We start from the raw sequence: 15411 nt of genomic DNA, 5'->3' as shown, positions 1-15411 counted from the left end.
ACAAGGCGGTGCGGCGCTGGGCGCGGGCGGCCGGCGTGCCGGTGCGCGAGGCGCAGCAGCACGGCGTATGGCGGGCGCATGGCAATCGCGATGGCTGGGCGGCGCGCTGGGAAGGGCTGATGCGCAGCCCCCGCCTGCCCGCCCCGGCCAGCATCCGCATGGCCGGTGTGGCTAGTGACGCCCTGCCCGATGCGGCCATGCTCGGTCTCGCGCCCGATCCCTGCCAGCGCCAGCCAGGGGGCCGCCGCGAAGGCCTGAAATTGCTGAGGAGCTTCCTCGCCGACCGCGGCCGGCCCTATCGCGCCGCCATGTCCGCGCCCGACAGCGGCGCAGAACATTGCTCCCGCCTGTCGCCCCATCTGGCGCTGGGCACGATCTCGATGCGCGAGGCCTTTCAGGCCGCGCTCGCCGCTCGCCAGCGCTGGAAAGACGCGGGCGACACGCGCTTCACCGGCTCCATCGACAGTTTCATCAGCCGGCTGCACTGGCACTGCCACTTCATCCAGAAACTGGAGGACGCGCCCTGGCTGGAGGCGCGCTGCCTGCACCCGGCCTATGCCGCCCTGCCCGCCCATGACGACATGCGGCTGGCCGCGTGGCTGGCCGGGCGCACCGGCTGGCCGTTCGTCGATGCCTGCATGCGCAGCCTTTATACCACCGGCTGGCTGAATTTCCGCATGCGGGCGATGGTGATGGCGGTGGCGAGCTATCACCTGCGGCTCGACTGGCGGCAGAGCGGCGCCGGCCTGGCGCGGCTGTTCACCGATTATGAGCCCGGCATCCACTGGCCGCAGGTGCAGATGCAATCAGGCACCACCGGCACCAACATCCCGCGCATCTACAACCCCATCAAGCAGGGCCATGATCAGGATCCGGATGGCGCGTTCATCCGGCGCTGGCTGCCGGAATTGGCGCATCTGCCGACGCCGTTTGTCCACGAACCCTGGCTGGCCGAAATGCCGCTCGATTATCCGGCGCCGCTGGTTGATCACGAGCAGGCCGCGCGCGAGGCCAGGGCCGCCATCACCGCCATCCGCCGCGATCCTGCCCACGCCGGCCCGGCGCGCGCCATCGTCCAGCGCCACGGCAGCCGCAAGGCCGGCTTGCCAGACACGAACCGCCGCCGCAAAAGCCCGGCCATGATCAATCAGGGCCAGCTTGACCTGTGACTGACGGCAATCCGATCACACCTGCCGGCATGGCGGCGCTGCGCGCCCGGTATGAGCAATTGCTGCACACCGACCGCCCCGCCATCGTGGAGGTGGTGCGCTGGGCCGCCGGCAATGGCGATCGCAGCGAGAATGGCGATTATATCTATGGCCGCAAGAAGTTGCGCGAGATCGACCGCGAACTGGGCCATCTCGCCAAGCGGATGAATGCAGCTCGGGTGGTCGATCCAGCGCGCCAGACGGAACGTGACCGCGTGCTGTTCGGCTGCACCGTCGAGATCGCGGACGATGACGACAACCAGCGCTCGCTGACCATTGTGGGCGATGACGAGCAGGACGCCGGCCAGGGCCTGATCGGCTGGAGTGCGCCGATCGTGCGCGCCTTGCGCGGTGCGCGGGTGGGCGATGTGCGGGTGGTGCGCCTGCCAGGGGGCGAGAAGAACTGGGAAGTGCTGGCGATCCGCTACCCGAGCTAAGCCCGTTTGCGAGTCAGCGCGGCCGCCACCAGCACCAGGACCAGGAAGCCCAGGCTGGCCCAGAATTGCGGCGCCAGATCGGGCGTGACCGCCATGGCAACCAGCACCCCGGCCATGGCGGCCACGGCGACGGGGCGGCCCCAGCTGAGGAAACCGCCACCGATCCCCAGCCGGATCGCGGCGATCACGACCAGCGAATAGACGAAGACCATGGTGGCCCCCGAGGCATTGACCAGGAAGGCGAACACCACCGACGGCGACAGCACGGAGGCGAGCACGCAGGCAAAGCCCACGAGCGTGCAGGCCAGGATCGAGCGCGCCGGCACGCCGCGGCGGTCTACCACCACGCTCCAGCGCGGCGCATCGCCATTGGCGGCCAGCGTGAACAGCGCCCGGCTGGCGACATAGATGGCGGAGTTGAGGCAGGACAATACGGCGACCAGCACCAGCAGGTTCATCATCAGCGCCGTGCCCGGCACGCCGATCACATCGAGCGCGGCGGCAAAGGGTGACTTGCCGGCCACGATGCTGCGCCACGGCACGATGCAGACGATCAGGCCGATGGCACCGATGTAGAAGACGCTGATCCTGAGGATCAATGTGCTGGCCATCCTCGCCACCAGCGTCGCCGAATCCTCGGCCTCGGCGGCGGCGACGGTGACGATCTCGGCGCCGACGAGGGCGAAGATCACGGTCGTCACCCCGGCCACGACCGTGCCCCAGCCCATCGGCGCCAGCCCGCCATCATTGGTGAGATTGGCAAGGCCCGCCGATTGCGGCGAGCCGATCAGGAACACCGCGCAGATGATGATGAACAGCGCGATCGCCACCACCTTGATGGTGGAAAACCAGAATTCGAACTCGCCGAAGCTGCGGGCCGACAAGAGGTTGGACGCGGTCATCACCAGCATCAGCCCGGTGCCGATCGCCCACACTGGCAGATCCACCCACTGCGCCACGATGCCGGCGCCGGCGATGGCCTCGATCCCGATGACCACGGCCCAGAAATACCAGTAGAGCCAGCCGGCGGTGAAGCCGGCCCAGCGGCCGAGACCGGCGCGGGCATATTCGGTGAAGGTGGCGACATGCGGCAGTGCAATCGCCAGCGCTGCAATCACGCGCATCACCACCAGCACGATGGCCCCGGCCAGCGCATAGCTGATCACTGCGGCCGGTCCGATGCTGGCGATGGCGGCGCTGCTGCCGACGAACAGCCCGGCGCCGATCACCCCGCCCAGCGTGATCATGGTGACGTGCCGGCGCTTCAGCGTGCGCGCCAGTGCCGGAGCCGCGGGCGCCTGATCGATCGGAGGATGTGCTGCCACGGATTGCCCTGCCCGAGAAAATCAGCCCGCGTCGTGCGGGCCCTTGCGCCTTCCATGGCATCTTGCAGCCGCCAAGGGCAAGGCGGCTCAGCGATCGGCCAGGCGGTAGCCGATGCCGGGCTCGTTGAGGATCAGGCGCGGCCGTGCCGGCTCCGGCTCGATCTTTCGGCGCAGGGCGCGAATGGCGACGCGTAGATAATCCAGGTCATCACGGTGCGCCGGGCCCCACACCTGTTCCAGCAGGGCAGCGTGCGTGAGCACCCGGCCGCCACCGGCGACCAGTGCCGCCAGCAGGGCGAATTCGCGCGGCGTCAGTGCGATCGGCGCGCCATCAAGCGTGGCACGGTGGTGAGCGGTATCGATGGCCAGCGGGCCGTGGCTGGTGGCACCGCCCGCAGCCGGGCCCGCGCGGCGCAGCAGCACGCGCAGGCGGGCGAGCAGTTCGTCGCCATCGAACGGCTTGGTGAGATAATCCTCGGCGCCCAGGTCGAGCGCGGCGACTTTCTCGGCGGTGTCGAGCTCGGCCGACAGCACCAGCACCGGGATGTCGGCCGCGGCCAGCCTGGGGATCAGCTCCATGCCGTCCAGATCGGGCAGGCGCAGATCGACGATGGCCGCAATTGGGCGCTGTTGCAGGGCTTGCAGCGCCTCGCGGCCCGTGCTGGCCTCCAGCACGCCATGCCCGCCCCGACGCAGCACGGCGATCAGCAGGCGGCGGATCGCGGCTTCGTCATCAACAATCAGGATCGGCCGGCTCATGGCGGATCATCCCGCTCCGGCGCGATCGGCAGGCGCAGGCGGAATTCGGCGCCATCCGCCCCGCCGTCGCGCGCCAGCGTCAGCTCCGCGCCCATCGCCAGCGCCAGATCGCGGGCAATGGCGAGGCCCAGGCCACTGCCCGAGGTCGCCCGCCGCGCGCTGCCATCCGCCCCGGACACGAAGGGCTCGAAAATCGCCTCGGCCTGGGTCTCGGGCACGCCCGGGCCGTCATCGGCGATGCGCAGGTCCACATGCTGCGCGTCATGCGTGGCGGCGAGGCTGACGCGGCTGCGGGCGTGGCGCAGGGCGTTTTCGACGACATTGCCCAAAAGATGGATCAGCATCACTGGCTCGGCCCGCACCAACGGCAGCGTTTCGGGCAACTGCACATCGAGCACGATGCTACCGGCTTGCTGCTCCACGAAGCCCCGCACCTCGGCGATGGTATCGACTAGGTCCACCGGCTCCAGTGCCAGCGGCAGGCCGGCATCGAGCCGCGCCGAAGCCAGCAGATTCTCGCCCAGCCGGCGCAGCCGCTCGACCTCGCCCGGCAGACCGCTGTCGGCCGCGCCGGGGAGGCGCGCCAGCCCTTCCTTCAGCACGGTCAGCGGCGTGCGGAAATCATGGCCCAATGCGGCCAGCAGCGCCCGACGGGTGCGGTCGCGCGCCTCGGCCTCCTGCCGGCGCTGGCGTTCGGCCAGCGTGTCGAGATGGTCGCGGGCATGGCCCCAGTGGCCGGCGATGCGCTGGAGCAGCGTCGTATCGGGCGGCAGCGGCCGGGTGGTGGCCAACGCCAGCACGTCGGCACTGCCGCGCCCGAACGACAGGAAGCGGAAATCGGCGCCGGGCATCACCTCGCTGGCGTGGCCGGTCACCGCATCATGGGCAATCGCCCAGGCGGCGGCTGCGGCATCGAGCGGGGCCAGACCGCTGGTCTGGGTTTCCAGCTCGGCCTGGCTGAACAGGCGGGCATCGCCAAAACGCTGCTGCAAGAAGGCGAGCGCGCGGGCGTCGAGATCGGCGCGCGACGTGGCCAGTGCGATTTCCGACAGAAAGTCATTCTCCAGCTGGCTGCCTTCGGCCCGGCGGTCAGCCTCGTCCTGGCGGGCGCGCAGGCCGGCAGCAAAGCCACCCGCCACCAGCGCCACCGCCAGGAACACCAGGAAGGTGACAACGTGCGTGGCGCCATCGATGCGGAAACTGTGGCGCGGCGGCAGCAGGAAGAAGTTGAACGCCACCGAAATCGCCAGCGCCACGCCAGCGCCGATGGTGGCATTGCTGCGCGAGGCAGCCCACAGCACTGGCAGGGTGAGCAGCAGCGCCGTTGCGGTGAGGCCCAACCCCATCAGCCCGGTCGATCCGGCGGCCAGGATCAACCCGGCAGCGGCGAGCGCAAGGACGAGATCGAGCAGCGGCAGCCGGGGCAGCGGCATCGTCACAGCTCGACCTGGGAGCCCATTTCCACCACGCGGTTGGCCGGGATGCCGAGCGTGGCATCGGGATCGGCCGCGTTGCGATAGAGAAAGGCAAAGACCGGCATCATCCACACCGGCATGCGCGAGTGGCGGCCGCGCCGCAAGCTGTTCCGTCCCAGATAGAAGCTGGTGCCGCCGGGCGCCTGCATCGCCGGCCAGCTGCGACCCAGCTCACTTGGCAGATCAACCAGGTCCATGTAGCCGCGCACCAGCGTGCCGCGGCAGAAACGCGCGTTGATCGGCTCGATGGTCAGCCGCTGCCCGGTCGGCACGCTGGGCACGCCGGCGGTGCGCACGGTCAGCACCAGATTGTTGCGGTGGAGAACATGGCCATGCTTCAGGCTGTGCAGCAGCGCCGACGGGGCGAGCTGGTTGTCGGTGGTCAGGAAGATGGCAGTGCCGTCCACCACCATCGGCGGGCGGGCGGCCAGCGAGGCGGCCAGATCATCGAGCGCGATCGCCTGGCGGGCGGCGGCGCGGGTGATGGCGCGGCGCCCGGTGAGCCAGCACAGGATGATGACGCCCACTCCGGCTGCCACCAGCAGCGGCACCCAGCCACCTTCGGCGACGCGCAGGATGTTGGCGCCAAAGAAGAAGAGATCGATGGCGAGCAGCGGGGCGATCACCCACACCATGGTTTCCGGCATCCAGCCCCAGCTGCGCACCAGCACATAGCCGGCGAGCAGCGACGTGATGACCATGGTGCCGGTGACGGCGATGCCATAGGCGGCGGCCATCGCCGAGCTGCTGCCAAAGGCCAGCACCAGCACGACGACGCCGACCAGCAGCAGCCAGTTGATCGCCGGCATGTAGATCTGGCCGCGTTCGGCGTGCGACGTCTGCAGGATGCGCATGCGCGGCAACAGGCCCAGCGCCACCGCCTGGCTGGTCAGCGAATAGGCGCCGGTGATCACCGCCTGGCTGGCGATGATGGTGGCCGCCGTGGTCAGCACGATCAGCGGCGCGCGCAGGGCATCGGGCGGCATGGTGAAGAACCAGTCGGCATTGGCAAAGGGCTTTCCGGCAGCGGTGGCGGCGTGCAGCGCCTCCAGCGCCATTGCGCCCTGGCCGAGATAGTTGAGGCTGAGCGCCGGCCAGACCAGGCTCAACCAGCCGATCTGCACCGCCTTGCGGCCGAAATGGCCAAGATCGGCGATCAGCGCCTCCGCCCCGGTCACGGTGAGGAACACCGCGCCCAGCACGAACAGGCCGGTGACACCGTGGCTGAACAGGAATTTGCCACCCCAGATCGGATTGAATGCGGTCAGGATGGCCGGGGCATCAAGGATATGCGCAACCCCCATCACCGCCAGCACGCCGAACCAGACCACGCACACCGGGCCGAACAGGCCGGCGACCTTGGCTGTGCCCTTGGACTGCACCAGGAACAGCGCGATGAGGATGCCGAGCGTCACCGAAATCACCAGCCGGTCGCTGATATAGGGCGCCAGGTCCGGCACGCTGCGCATGCCCTCCACCGCCGACAGCACGGAGAGCGCCGGCGTGATGATGGCATCGCCATAGAACAGCGCCGCGCCCGCCGCACCCAGCAGCAGGATCACTGGCAACGGGCCACCCGTGCCGCGGTTGGCCAGTGCCATCAGCGAGAGCACACCGCCTTCGCCGTCATTGTCCGCCCGGGTCAGGAACAGCACATATTTGACCGTGACGACCAGGATCAGCGCCCATAGCGCCAGGCTGAGCACGCCCAGTATCTCGGCCTCGCCCACCGGCGTGCCGTTCAGTTGCGCCATGGCCTCGCGAAAGGCATAGAGCGGACTGGTGCCGATATCGCCATAGACGACACCGATTGCACCAAGGGTGAGGATGGAAAGGCGTGTGCGCGGCGGCGCGGCGTGCGCTTCGGCGGCGGGGATAGCGGCTGCGTGTGTCATGCACCCGCTGTGCGCGCTGTGCCCATGAAATCGCGCGGGGAATATCGGGCGCTGCCCATGAAAATCGCATGAATGCAGCCGTTGGCAGCGACATCTCCACGCCGCAAGGCGCCCGGTTTCCCGATCTGGCCATGCCGGCCTGTCGCTGCCATTGTCCGGCCAGTTTTTCACTTTGGCGGGCAGGAGGCCAGCGAATGAGCAGCAGCCAGGGCGATCGCGTGCGCAGCCGGCGCACGCCAGAGGCCGCTCGGGCCAATATCCTGCTGGCTGCCGAAGACCTTTTGCGCAGCGAAGGACCTGACAATTTCCGGTTGGCCGAAGTGGCGCGCCGGGCCGGGACAACCCATTCTAACGTCATCGCGCATTTCGGATCGGTGATCGCGTTGCAACGGCACACGGCGGCGCGCATTGCACACACGCTGATCGGGGAGATCGCCGCGCGGATGCAGGAACAGAATCTTGATACCGAACCGGTGCATGATGTGGTGCAGACCCTGTTTGCGGCACTGGCTCTGCCGAGCAACCGGCGGCTGTTTGCCTGGATCTTCCTGCATGATCAGGCCGAGCCGCTGCCGGGCGTTGCCGAGGCCCTGCTCGCCCTGCGCGACATCACCCAGCGCCGCCTGCTGGCACGGGGCAAGGTCAGCGCAGCCGATCCGGCCGTGGCTGGCCGCATCATCCAGTTGGTCATCGCCGCCGCTGTCGGCCAGGCCATGGCCGGCCGCTATGTCGAAAGCCTGGCGCCTGACGCCCCGGATGCCCTGCCTGGCCTCATCACCCAACTCCTCTATGAAGGGCTTGCCTGACCCGAAATCGGGCCATTGCATTCCGTCGCCATTTCGCTAATGACATTTTGTCATTAAGGAACGGACGGCCATGCCTGCCACCCGAGTCACCACAACGTTTGCATCTCCGGCAGGCGGCTGGTCTGCTGCAATTGCGCTTGCCCTGACGCTGCTGCTGGCGGCCTTGCTGGTCTGGTGGTCGGTTCAGCCGCCAGCGGCCCTGCCCGCCAGCGCCGCACGCGAACGCTTCTCGGCCGGCAGGGCGATGGCCGATCTGCACGTGCTGGCCGCCACGCCACGCGCCACGGGAACGCTGGGCCACATCAGGGCTCGCAACTATCTTGCTGCCCGCCTGACCGCGCTGGGCTTTGGCGTGCACTTCGATCGCTTTGCCCTGCCGCCCGGCAAGGCGGCGCGCCTGACGAAGCGTGGCGGCCCTGCAGCCACCACTGGCGTGAACATCGTCGCCATCCGGCCGGGCCTGGACCAGGCAGCGCCAGCCGTGCTGGTGATGGCGCATTACGACAGCGTCTGGGGTTCACCGGGCGCCGCCGATGATGGCTTTGGGCTGGCCACCGCGCTGGAAACTGCGCGCGCAATCGGACCGGACAGGCCGCAGCGCGATTTCATCATCCTGCTCACCGATGGGGAGGAGATCGGCCTGGCCGGCGCCCGGCACGCCTTTGCACCGACACCGTTGGACGGCCCGCTGACGTCCCGCATCGGCGTCGCCATCAACCTGGAGGCGCGCGGCGGTGGCGGACGGGCCATGATGTTCCAGACCAGTGCTGGCAACGCGGGCCTGATCCGATTTTATGCCGCCCATGTCGCCAGCCCGGCGACCAACAGCCTTGCCGTCAGCATCTACCAGCGCCTGCCCAACTCGACCGACCTGACCGCAGCGCTGGATCGCGGCATCATCGGCTACAATTTCGCGCCGATCGACAATCCCGCCCTTTATCATTCACCGCTGTCCACTGCTGACCGGATCGATCCGCGCACGCTGCAACATATGGGCAGCCAGACGCTGGACCTCGTGCGGGGGCTGTTGACCGCCCGGCAATTGCCGGAACGCGGCGGTGATATGGTCTTCAGCGACGTGCTTGGCCTCGTCACCCTCGCCTATCCGGCACCGGCCGGCTGGGCCGTGATCCTGGCCAGTGCGCTGGTGCTGGCGGCGGCCGCCGCCCGGCAGCGCGGGCAATGGACGGCGGCGCAGATCGGTGGCGGAGCGCTGGACGGCGTGGCGGCGGTTCTGCTCCTGGCCGGGCTGCTCACCCTGCTGCACATCCTGTCATTCGGAACCGGGGCGGGCGACTATTACGACCGGCTTGCGGCCTTGCCGACATTTGAACTGGAGGCCGCGCTGGCAGCTGGCGCGGTCCTCGCACTGCTGCTGGTGCGCAGGCCGGCTAGCGCGTTCGGGCGCGGCCTCGGCTTCGCCCTGCTGCCTTTGGCTGTGGCGGCGGCAGCGCAGCTGGTGTTGCCGGGCGCCACGCCGCCGCTGGCCTGGCCCTTGCTGTTTGCCGGCTTGTCGCTGCTGCTGACGTCGCTGATCCCCGACGCGAATGGGCGGATCAGCGGTGCCATCGCCGCGGCCTTGGCCATTCCCTGGCTCGCCTTCCTTGCCAGCTATGCCCATTTCGGACTGCTCGCCATCGGCACCAGCGCCCCGGCGGTGGTGGCGCCGCTGCTGCTACCGGCCCTCGCCCTGCTGGGGCCGCTGATCAGGCCGTTGCCGCGACGGCTCGCCTTGAGGGTGGCCACGGCCTTCCTGCTTGGCGCTGTGGGTATCGCTGGCATTGTCCGGTTCGACGCCCGCGCGGCGTCCGTGCCCGTCTATGAGGAGACGAGATGACCATGCATCTGATCAGCCGCGCGCGCACAGCCGGTCTGGTGGCCGGTGCGGCTCTTGCCCTTTTGGCCATGCCGGACGCTGCGCGCGCCGGCACAACGCCTGCGACCTTTCCCGCCGCGCGCTGGGACACGCCCAGACCCGATCTGCCACCCGCCTGCCGGGCCGTGCTCGATCATGTGCGCCGCGATCTCGCCGGCCTGCCGACGACGGCGATGATGGTGGTTTCCCATGGGCGGCCGATCTTGACCCTTGGGCGAACCGACAAGGTTTCCTACGTGGCGTCGGCACGCAAGAGCCTGCTGGCCCTGCTGTTCGGCAACGATGTCGAACGCGGCACCGTCGACCTCGACCGCACGCTCGCGCAGATCGGCATCGACGAGGATGATGGCCTGCTGCCGATCGAAAGGCAGGCCCGGCTGCGCGATCTGATGACAGCCCGATCCGGGGTGTATCACGCCGCGACCAATGCCGGAGACGACACTGCCTTTGCGCCGCCCCGCGGCAGCCAGCCCCCTGGCAGCTATTTTCTCTACAACAACTGGGATTTCAACGCGGCCGGTACGGCGTTTGAACGGCTGACCGGACGCACCATTTATGCGGCGTTCGAAACCGATATTGCGCGTCCATTACAGATGCAGGATTTCAGCGCCGGCGCCCAGCGCAAGCAATCCCGGCCGGAACGCTCACGCCATCCTGCCTATCATTTCGATCTATCCACCCGCGATATGGCGCGCATTGGCCTGCTGATGCTGAACGATGGCCGCTGGGGCGACAGGCAGGTGGAGCCGGCCAGCTGGGTTCGGCAGATCACCACGCCCACCACCCGATCCTCCGACATGCACCCGGACAAAACCGCCAAGGTCGGGCTTGGCTTTGGCACCATGTGGTGGCTCTTCGAAGAACCCGACACCTCACCGCTGGCCGGTGCCTATCTGGCCTGGGGCTATCTCGGCCAATATATCCTGGTGGTGCCGAGGCGGGATCTGGTGATCGCCCACAAGGTGGCACCGCGCCTGCTGTCGGGGCGGGACGTGCCGCTGTCGTCGTTTCTCGGGCTTGCCCGCCAGATCGCTGCTACCGATTGTGGCTGAATTCGACGGCGGATCGGGCCTATTCCCACTCGATGGTGCCAGGCGGCTTTGACGTATAGTCATAGACGACCCGGTTGATGCCCTTCACTTCGTTAACGATGCGCGTCGCGGTGCGGGTGAGGAAGGCGGCATCGAACGGGTAGACGTCGGCCGTCATGCCATCCACCGAGGTCACGGCGCGCAGACCGCACACCCGGTCATAGGTGCGGCCATCGCCCATCACGCCGACGGTGCGCACCGGCAGCAGCACGGCAAAGGCCTGCCAGATCTCGTCATACAGGCCGGCCTTGCGGATCTCGTCGAGATAGATGGCGTCGGCCTTGCGCAGCGTGTCGCAGGCCTCCTTGGTCACTTCGCCGGGGATACGGATGGCCAGGCCGGGGCCAGGGAACGGGTGGCGGCCGACGAAGGCCGGCGGCAGGCCGAGTTCGACGCCAAGGCGGCGCACCTCGTCCTTGAACAGCTCGCGCAGCGGCTCGACCAGCTTCATGTTCATGCGCTCAGGCAGCCCGCCGACATTGTGGTGGCTCTTGATCGTCACGCTTGGGCCCCCGGTGAAGGACACGCTCTCGATCACGTCGGGATAGAGCGTGCCTTGTGCGAGGAAATCGGCGCCGCCGATCTTCCTGGCCTCGGCCTCGAACACCTCGATGAAGGTCTTCCCGATAAATTTGCGCTTGGCTTCCGGGTCGGTGACGCCAGCGAGGCCCGACAGGAACAATTCCTCGGCTTCCACGTGCACCAGCGGGATATGATAATGTTCGCGGAACAGGGTGACGACTTGTTCGGCCTCGCCCAGCCGCATCAGGCCGTGATCGACGAAGACGCAGGTCAGTTGGTCGCCGATGGCCTCGTAGATCAGCACGGCCGCGACTGCAGAATCGACGCCACCAGAGAGCCCGCAGATCACCTTGCCATCACCCACCTGTTCGCGGATCTCGGCAATCTTGGCGGCGCGGAAGCCGGCCATCGACCAGTTCGGCGTGATGCCGCAGACATTGACGACGAAATTCTTCAGCAGCGCCGCGCCGTCAGGGGTGTGCACCACTTCCGGGTGGAACTGCACGCCATAGCGGCGGGCCTCGTCGTTGGCGATGGCGGCGAAGGGCGCGCCGGGGCTTACGGCGACGGCGCGGAAGCCGGGCGGGATGGCGTCGATGCGGTCGCCATGGCTCATCCAGACCGTCGGGCGGTCGCCCTTGGCCCACACGCCGGCGAAGAACGCGCACTCATCGACGATCTCGATCTCGGCGCGGCCGAACTCGCGATGGTCGGAAGCGACGACGGCGCCGCCCAGTTGGTAGCACAGCGCCTGTTCGCCATAGCAGATGCCGAGCAGCGGCACGTCGGCGGCCAGCACATTGTCAGGGATGCGCGGTCCGTTGGCGTCGCTGATGTTGGCCGGGCTGCCCGACAGGATGACGCCCTTCGGCGCCATGCGCTGATAGGCTTCGGCGCCCTTGGCGAAGGGGACGATCTCGCAATAGACACCCACTTCGCGGATGCGCCGGGCGATGAGCTGCGTCACCTGGCTGCCGAAATCGAGGATCAGGATCGAGTCGTCTGGTGTGTGCATCGCGGGCGCTTAAGGCGTCGTGCCGGCTTGCGCAACCACCAGCGGCAACAAGACCTGCCGCCACGCTGCGGGCAGCGGCACCGGCCGGCGCGTATCCCGATCGACATAGACATGGACGAAATGCCCCTCGGCCGCCGGACCGTCGTGGCCGGCGGTGAACAGACCCACTTCCCAGCGCACGCTGCTGCTGCCCAGCCGGGCAATGCGCAGGCCGGCTTCCACGGTTTCGGGAAAGGCGACGGAGCGGTGGTAGCGGCAGCCGGTTTCCACCACCAGGCCGATGGGATTCCCGTGGTGGATGTCGAGCAGCCCCGCCTCGATCAGCCAGGCGTTCACCGCGGTATCGAACCAGCTGTAATAGACCACGTTGTTGACGTGGCCGTAGGCATCATTGTCCATCCAGCGGGTGGGGATCAGGCGGTGGGCGGGATAGTCGGAGCGAGCAGTCATGCGACCGGATGTGCCAGCGATTCGGCCCAAACGCAAAAGACCCCGGCATCGCTGCCGGGGTCTTTTGGGCGGGATGGTGGAGCCTAGCGGGATCGAACCGCTGACCTCTACAATGCCATTGTAGCGCTCTCCCAGCTGAGCTAAGGCCCCGCACCCTTTTGCGGTCGCTGCTGTTGCCAACAGCGCCGGGAGCGGCCGGTTAGGCGAAACTGGACCTGCTTGCAAGCCCGAAATTCGCCGCCACGGCCGCCAAACTCAATTCTCGTCTTCGGTGCCTTCCGACACCACGCCCAGGTCGTCGTCATCGCCCAGGTCCACATCGGCATCGGCTTCGCCGGCTTCGACGTCGGCGTCCTCGATGTCCAGATCCTCGTCAACCGCCACCACGGCGTCTTCCTCGGCCGCCTGCGGCTTGGCCTGTTCAAACGGCGTCGTCTGCTTGGACTTCAGGATCGGTTCCGGCGCCCAGGCAAAGCCGCACGAGATGCAGGTCACCGGGTCTTCCTTGCCCAGGTCGTAAAAACGCGTGTTGCACTTCGGGCAGGCACGCTTGGTGCCCCATTCAGCCTTGACCATATCGTCTCCGTGCGCGCGCCGGCCCATGCCGGCACATGGCAAACACCCAGCCGCCCACAGGCCGGCCGGGAAAGGCTGGCGCATTGCCACAGCCGGCAAGCCCTGTCAAAGCGCGGCATCATGACGAATGATACTGGCTCCCCGCACCCGCTGTGCCTGACGGCGCGCGGCCCGCTTTCCGGCGATGTCACCGTGCCCGGCGACAAGTCGATCAGCCACCGCTCGCTGATGCTGGGCGCGCTCGCTGTCGGCGAAACCCGCATCTCCGGCCTGCTGGAAGGCGAGGACGTGCTGGCCACTGCTGCCGCCATGCGGGCGATGGGCGCCCAGATCAGCCGCACCGGCACCGGCGCCTGGACGGTGCACGGCGTGGGCGTCGGTGGCCTGCTGCAACCGGCGACTGCGCTCGACATGGGCAACAGCGGCACCTCGACCCGCCTGCTGATGGGCCTCATTGCCGCCCACCCGATCACCGCAACGTTCGTGGGCGATGCCAGCCTGTCGGGCCGGCCGATGGGCCGGGTCATCACGCCCCTGTCCTTGATGGGTGCGACGATCGCCGCAACGCCCGGCCCCGGCCGCCAGACCCTGCCGCTGACGCTGACCGGTGCCTGCCCGGCGATCCCGCTGACCTACACGTTGCCGGTGGCTTCGGCGCAGGTGAAATCCGCCATCCTGCTTGCCGGCCTCAACACGCCGGGCGAGACGGTGGTGATCGAGCCCATCCCCACCCGCGACCACAGCGAGCGCATGTTGGCCGGCTTCGGCGCTCAGCTCTCCGTCACCGCCTCGCCGCAGGGCCGTATCATCACCATTCGCGGCGAGGCCGAACTGAAGCCCCAGACCATCGTCGTCCCCGGCGACCCATCGTCCGCCGCCTTCCCGATGGTCGCCGCGCTGATCGTGCCGGGCAGCGACATCATCATCCGCAATGTCGGCCTCAACCCCACCCGCGCCGGCCTGGTGCGCGTGCTGCAGGCGATGGGCGGCCGCATCGACCTGCTCGATGAACGCACGGTGGGTGGCGAGCCGGTGGCCGATCTCCACGTTCGCCACAGCACGTTGACCGGCATCGACGTGCCGCCCGACGGCGCGCCCAGCATGATCGACGAATATCCGGTGCTGTTTGTTGCCGCCGCCTTCGCCCAGGGCCGCACGGTGATGCGCGGGATCGAGGAGTTGCGGGTGAAGGAATCCGATCGGATCGCGGTGATGGCGCAGGGGCTGACGGCTTGCGGCGTGGCCTGTGAGGAGGTCGAGGATGGCCTGATCGTCGAAGGCCGCGGCGGCGACCCGGTGCCGGGTGGCGCGACTATTGCCGCGCACCTCGATCACCGCATCGCCATGAGTTTTGCCGTACTAGGCCTGCACGCCGCCCGGGCGGTCATCATTGATGATGCACGGCCGATCGCGACCAGCTTCCCGAGCTTCGTGGCGATGATGGAGCAGCTCGGCTGCGCGCAACGCCCAGCAGCAGATCATTGATCGCCCGCGCGGCGCCGCCCTCGCCATAGGGCAGCGACGGCTCTGCCATCGCCGCGCGCAGGCCGGCATCCGCCAGCACCCGCCGCGCGGCCGCCACGATGGCCGCCGGATCGCGCCCGACCAGCAGGGCATTGCCCGCCGCCACCCCTTCCGGCCGTTCCGTCACCGCGCGCAGCACCAGGCAGGGCAGGCCGATGGCCGGCGCTTCCTCCTGCACCCCACCCGAATCGGTGAGCACCACGGCCGCCTGCCCCATCAGCGCCACGAACGCGGCGTAGGGCAGCGGCGACAGCAGGTGGACATGGGGGCGACTGCTCAGCGCCGCCCGCACCGGGCCGGCCACCGCCGGACTTGGGTGCACCGGCAGGATGATCTCCGCTTCCGCCGCCAGCACCGCCAGCGCGGCGAGCACCCCGTCCAGCGCCGCGCCCTGGTTCTCGCGGCGATGCACCGTCGCCAGCAGCCAGGGCCGGTCGCGCGGGATGCCGGCC

At 68.5% G+C, this 15411-nt stretch carries 14 protein-coding genes and 1 tRNA gene; 6 read left to right on the top strand and 9 right to left on the bottom strand.

Going from position 1 to position 15411, the window contains the following annotated elements; genetic code table 11:
- A partial coding sequence (locus GJ693_RS07925) for an FAD-binding domain-containing protein (protein ID WP_156255778.1) occupies positions 1-1169 on the top strand: 1169 nt, incomplete at its 5' end.
- The gene (greB, locus tag GJ693_RS07920; protein WP_156255777.1) at positions 1166-1645 is read left to right on the top strand and encodes a transcription elongation factor GreB; all 480 of its coding nucleotides are present in this window, start codon (positions 1166-1168) and stop codon (positions 1643-1645) included. The genes GJ693_RS07925 and greB, both read left to right, overlap by 4 nt.
- Here the strand turns inward: greB and GJ693_RS07915 are convergent.
- The 4 genes from GJ693_RS07915 to GJ693_RS07900 all read right to left on the bottom strand — a co-directional run bounded on the left by GJ693_RS07915 (position 1642) and on the right by GJ693_RS07900 (position 7099).
- Positions 1642-2970 (bottom strand): amino acid permease, encoded by a 1329-nt coding sequence (locus tag GJ693_RS07915; RefSeq protein ID WP_235902732.1) that lies wholly within the window; start codon positions 2968-2970, stop codon positions 1642-1644. The two genes, greB and GJ693_RS07915, sit on opposite strands and share 4 nt — an antisense overlap.
- Before the next feature lie 87 nt (positions 2971-3057).
- A complete protein-coding gene (locus GJ693_RS07910; RefSeq protein ID WP_156255776.1) occupies positions 3058-3729 on the bottom strand; it encodes a response regulator transcription factor in 672 nt (223 codons plus the stop codon).
- Positions 3726-5162: a sensor histidine kinase gene (locus GJ693_RS07905; RefSeq protein WP_235902735.1), complete on the bottom strand. Its 1437-nt coding sequence runs from the start codon at positions 5160-5162 to the stop codon at positions 3726-3728. The genes GJ693_RS07910 and GJ693_RS07905 overlap by 4 nt, the downstream gene beginning before the upstream one ends.
- Positions 5163-5164: 2 nt before the next feature.
- Positions 5165-7099, bottom strand: a complete 1935-nt coding sequence (locus GJ693_RS07900) for a potassium transporter Kup (protein WP_156255774.1) — start codon at positions 7097-7099, stop codon at positions 5165-5167.
- A gap of 194 nt (positions 7100-7293) precedes the next feature.
- Here GJ693_RS07900 and GJ693_RS07895 point away from each other — a divergent pair, with 194 nt between their 5' ends.
- From GJ693_RS07895 to GJ693_RS07885, 3 genes are all read left to right on the top strand, one after another.
- Positions 7294-7905: a TetR/AcrR family transcriptional regulator gene (locus GJ693_RS07895; RefSeq protein ID WP_197042048.1), complete on the top strand. Its 612-nt coding sequence runs from the start codon at positions 7294-7296 to the stop codon at positions 7903-7905.
- A gap of 70 nt (positions 7906-7975) precedes the next feature.
- Positions 7976-9742, top strand: coding sequence for a M28 family peptidase (locus GJ693_RS07890; protein WP_156255772.1), 1767 nt, complete (start codon positions 7976-7978; stop codon positions 9740-9742).
- Positions 9739-10833, top strand: coding sequence for a serine hydrolase domain-containing protein (locus GJ693_RS07885; protein ID WP_156255771.1), 1095 nt, complete (start codon positions 9739-9741; stop codon positions 10831-10833). The genes GJ693_RS07890 and GJ693_RS07885 overlap by 4 nt, the downstream gene beginning before the upstream one ends.
- A gap of 19 nt (positions 10834-10852) precedes the next feature.
- Here GJ693_RS07885 and guaA read toward each other — a convergent pair whose 3' ends face one another.
- From guaA to GJ693_RS07865, 4 genes are all read right to left on the bottom strand, one after another.
- A complete protein-coding gene (gene guaA, locus GJ693_RS07880; RefSeq protein ID WP_156255770.1) occupies positions 10853-12409 on the bottom strand; it encodes a glutamine-hydrolyzing GMP synthase in 1557 nt (518 codons plus the stop codon).
- A 9-nt stretch (positions 12410-12418) separates the two neighbouring features.
- On the bottom strand, positions 12419-12859 hold the full coding sequence (locus GJ693_RS07875) for an acyl-CoA thioesterase (protein ID WP_156255769.1): 441 nt from the start codon (positions 12857-12859) through the stop codon (positions 12419-12421).
- A gap of 74 nt (positions 12860-12933) precedes the next feature.
- Positions 12934-13009: transfer RNA gene (locus GJ693_RS07870), tRNA-Ala, on the bottom strand.
- Between the two features lie 105 nt (positions 13010-13114).
- Positions 13115-13435 (bottom strand): TIGR02300 family protein, encoded by a 321-nt coding sequence (locus GJ693_RS07865; RefSeq protein WP_156255768.1) that lies wholly within the window; start codon positions 13433-13435, stop codon positions 13115-13117.
- Positions 13436-13555: 120 nt separating this feature from the next.
- Here GJ693_RS07865 and aroA point away from each other — a divergent pair, with 120 nt between their 5' ends.
- Positions 13556-14920 (top strand): 3-phosphoshikimate 1-carboxyvinyltransferase, encoded by a 1365-nt coding sequence (gene aroA / locus GJ693_RS07860; protein ID WP_156255767.1) that lies wholly within the window; start codon positions 13556-13558, stop codon positions 14918-14920.
- On the opposite strand, the gene GJ693_RS07855 is transcribed toward aroA, so the two are convergent.
- A partial coding sequence (locus GJ693_RS07855) for a UDP-N-acetylglucosamine 2-epimerase (protein ID WP_197042047.1) occupies positions 14823-15411 on the bottom strand: 589 nt, incomplete at its 5' end. The genes aroA and GJ693_RS07855 overlap by 98 nt on opposite strands.

The sequence above is a fragment of the Sandarakinorhabdus oryzae genome, from assembly GCF_009733735.1.
GTDB classification, from domain to species: domain Bacteria; phylum Pseudomonadota; class Alphaproteobacteria; order Sphingomonadales; family Sphingomonadaceae; genus Sandarakinorhabdus; species Sandarakinorhabdus oryzae.
This window is presented reverse-complemented; position numbering and strand designations above follow the sequence as displayed.

Bases quoted from the DNA above. Each gene is read 5' to 3' on its own strand.
- GJ693_RS07910 (WP_156255776.1), bottom strand. From the start codon at position 3,729: ATGAGCCGGCCGATCCTGATTGTTGATGACGAAGCCGCGATCCGCCGC.
- GJ693_RS07905 (WP_235902735.1), bottom strand. From the start codon at position 5,162: ATGCCGCTGCCCCGGCTGCCGCTGCTCGATCTCGTCCTTGCGCTCGCC.
- GJ693_RS07900 (WP_156255774.1), bottom strand. From the start codon at position 7,099: ATGACACACGCAGCCGCTATCCCCGCCGCCGAAGCGCACGCCGCGCCG.
- GJ693_RS07895 (WP_197042048.1), top strand. From the start codon at position 7,294: ATGAGCAGCAGCCAGGGCGATCGCGTGCGCAGCCGGCGCACGCCAGAG.
- GJ693_RS07890 (WP_156255772.1), top strand. From the start codon at position 7,976: ATGCCTGCCACCCGAGTCACCACAACGTTTGCATCTCCGGCAGGCGGC.
- GJ693_RS07885 (WP_156255771.1), top strand. From the start codon at position 9,739: ATGACCATGCATCTGATCAGCCGCGCGCGCACAGCCGGTCTGGTGGCC.
- guaA (WP_156255770.1), bottom strand. From the start codon at position 12,409: ATGCACACACCAGACGACTCGATCCTGATCCTCGATTTCGGCAGCCAG.
- GJ693_RS07875 (WP_156255769.1), bottom strand. From the start codon at position 12,859: ATGACTGCTCGCTCCGACTATCCCGCCCACCGCCTGATCCCCACCCGC.
- GJ693_RS07865 (WP_156255768.1), bottom strand. From the start codon at position 13,435: ATGGTCAAGGCTGAATGGGGCACCAAGCGTGCCTGCCCGAAGTGCAAC.
- aroA (WP_156255767.1), top strand. From the start codon at position 13,556: ATGACGAATGATACTGGCTCCCCGCACCCGCTGTGCCTGACGGCGCGC.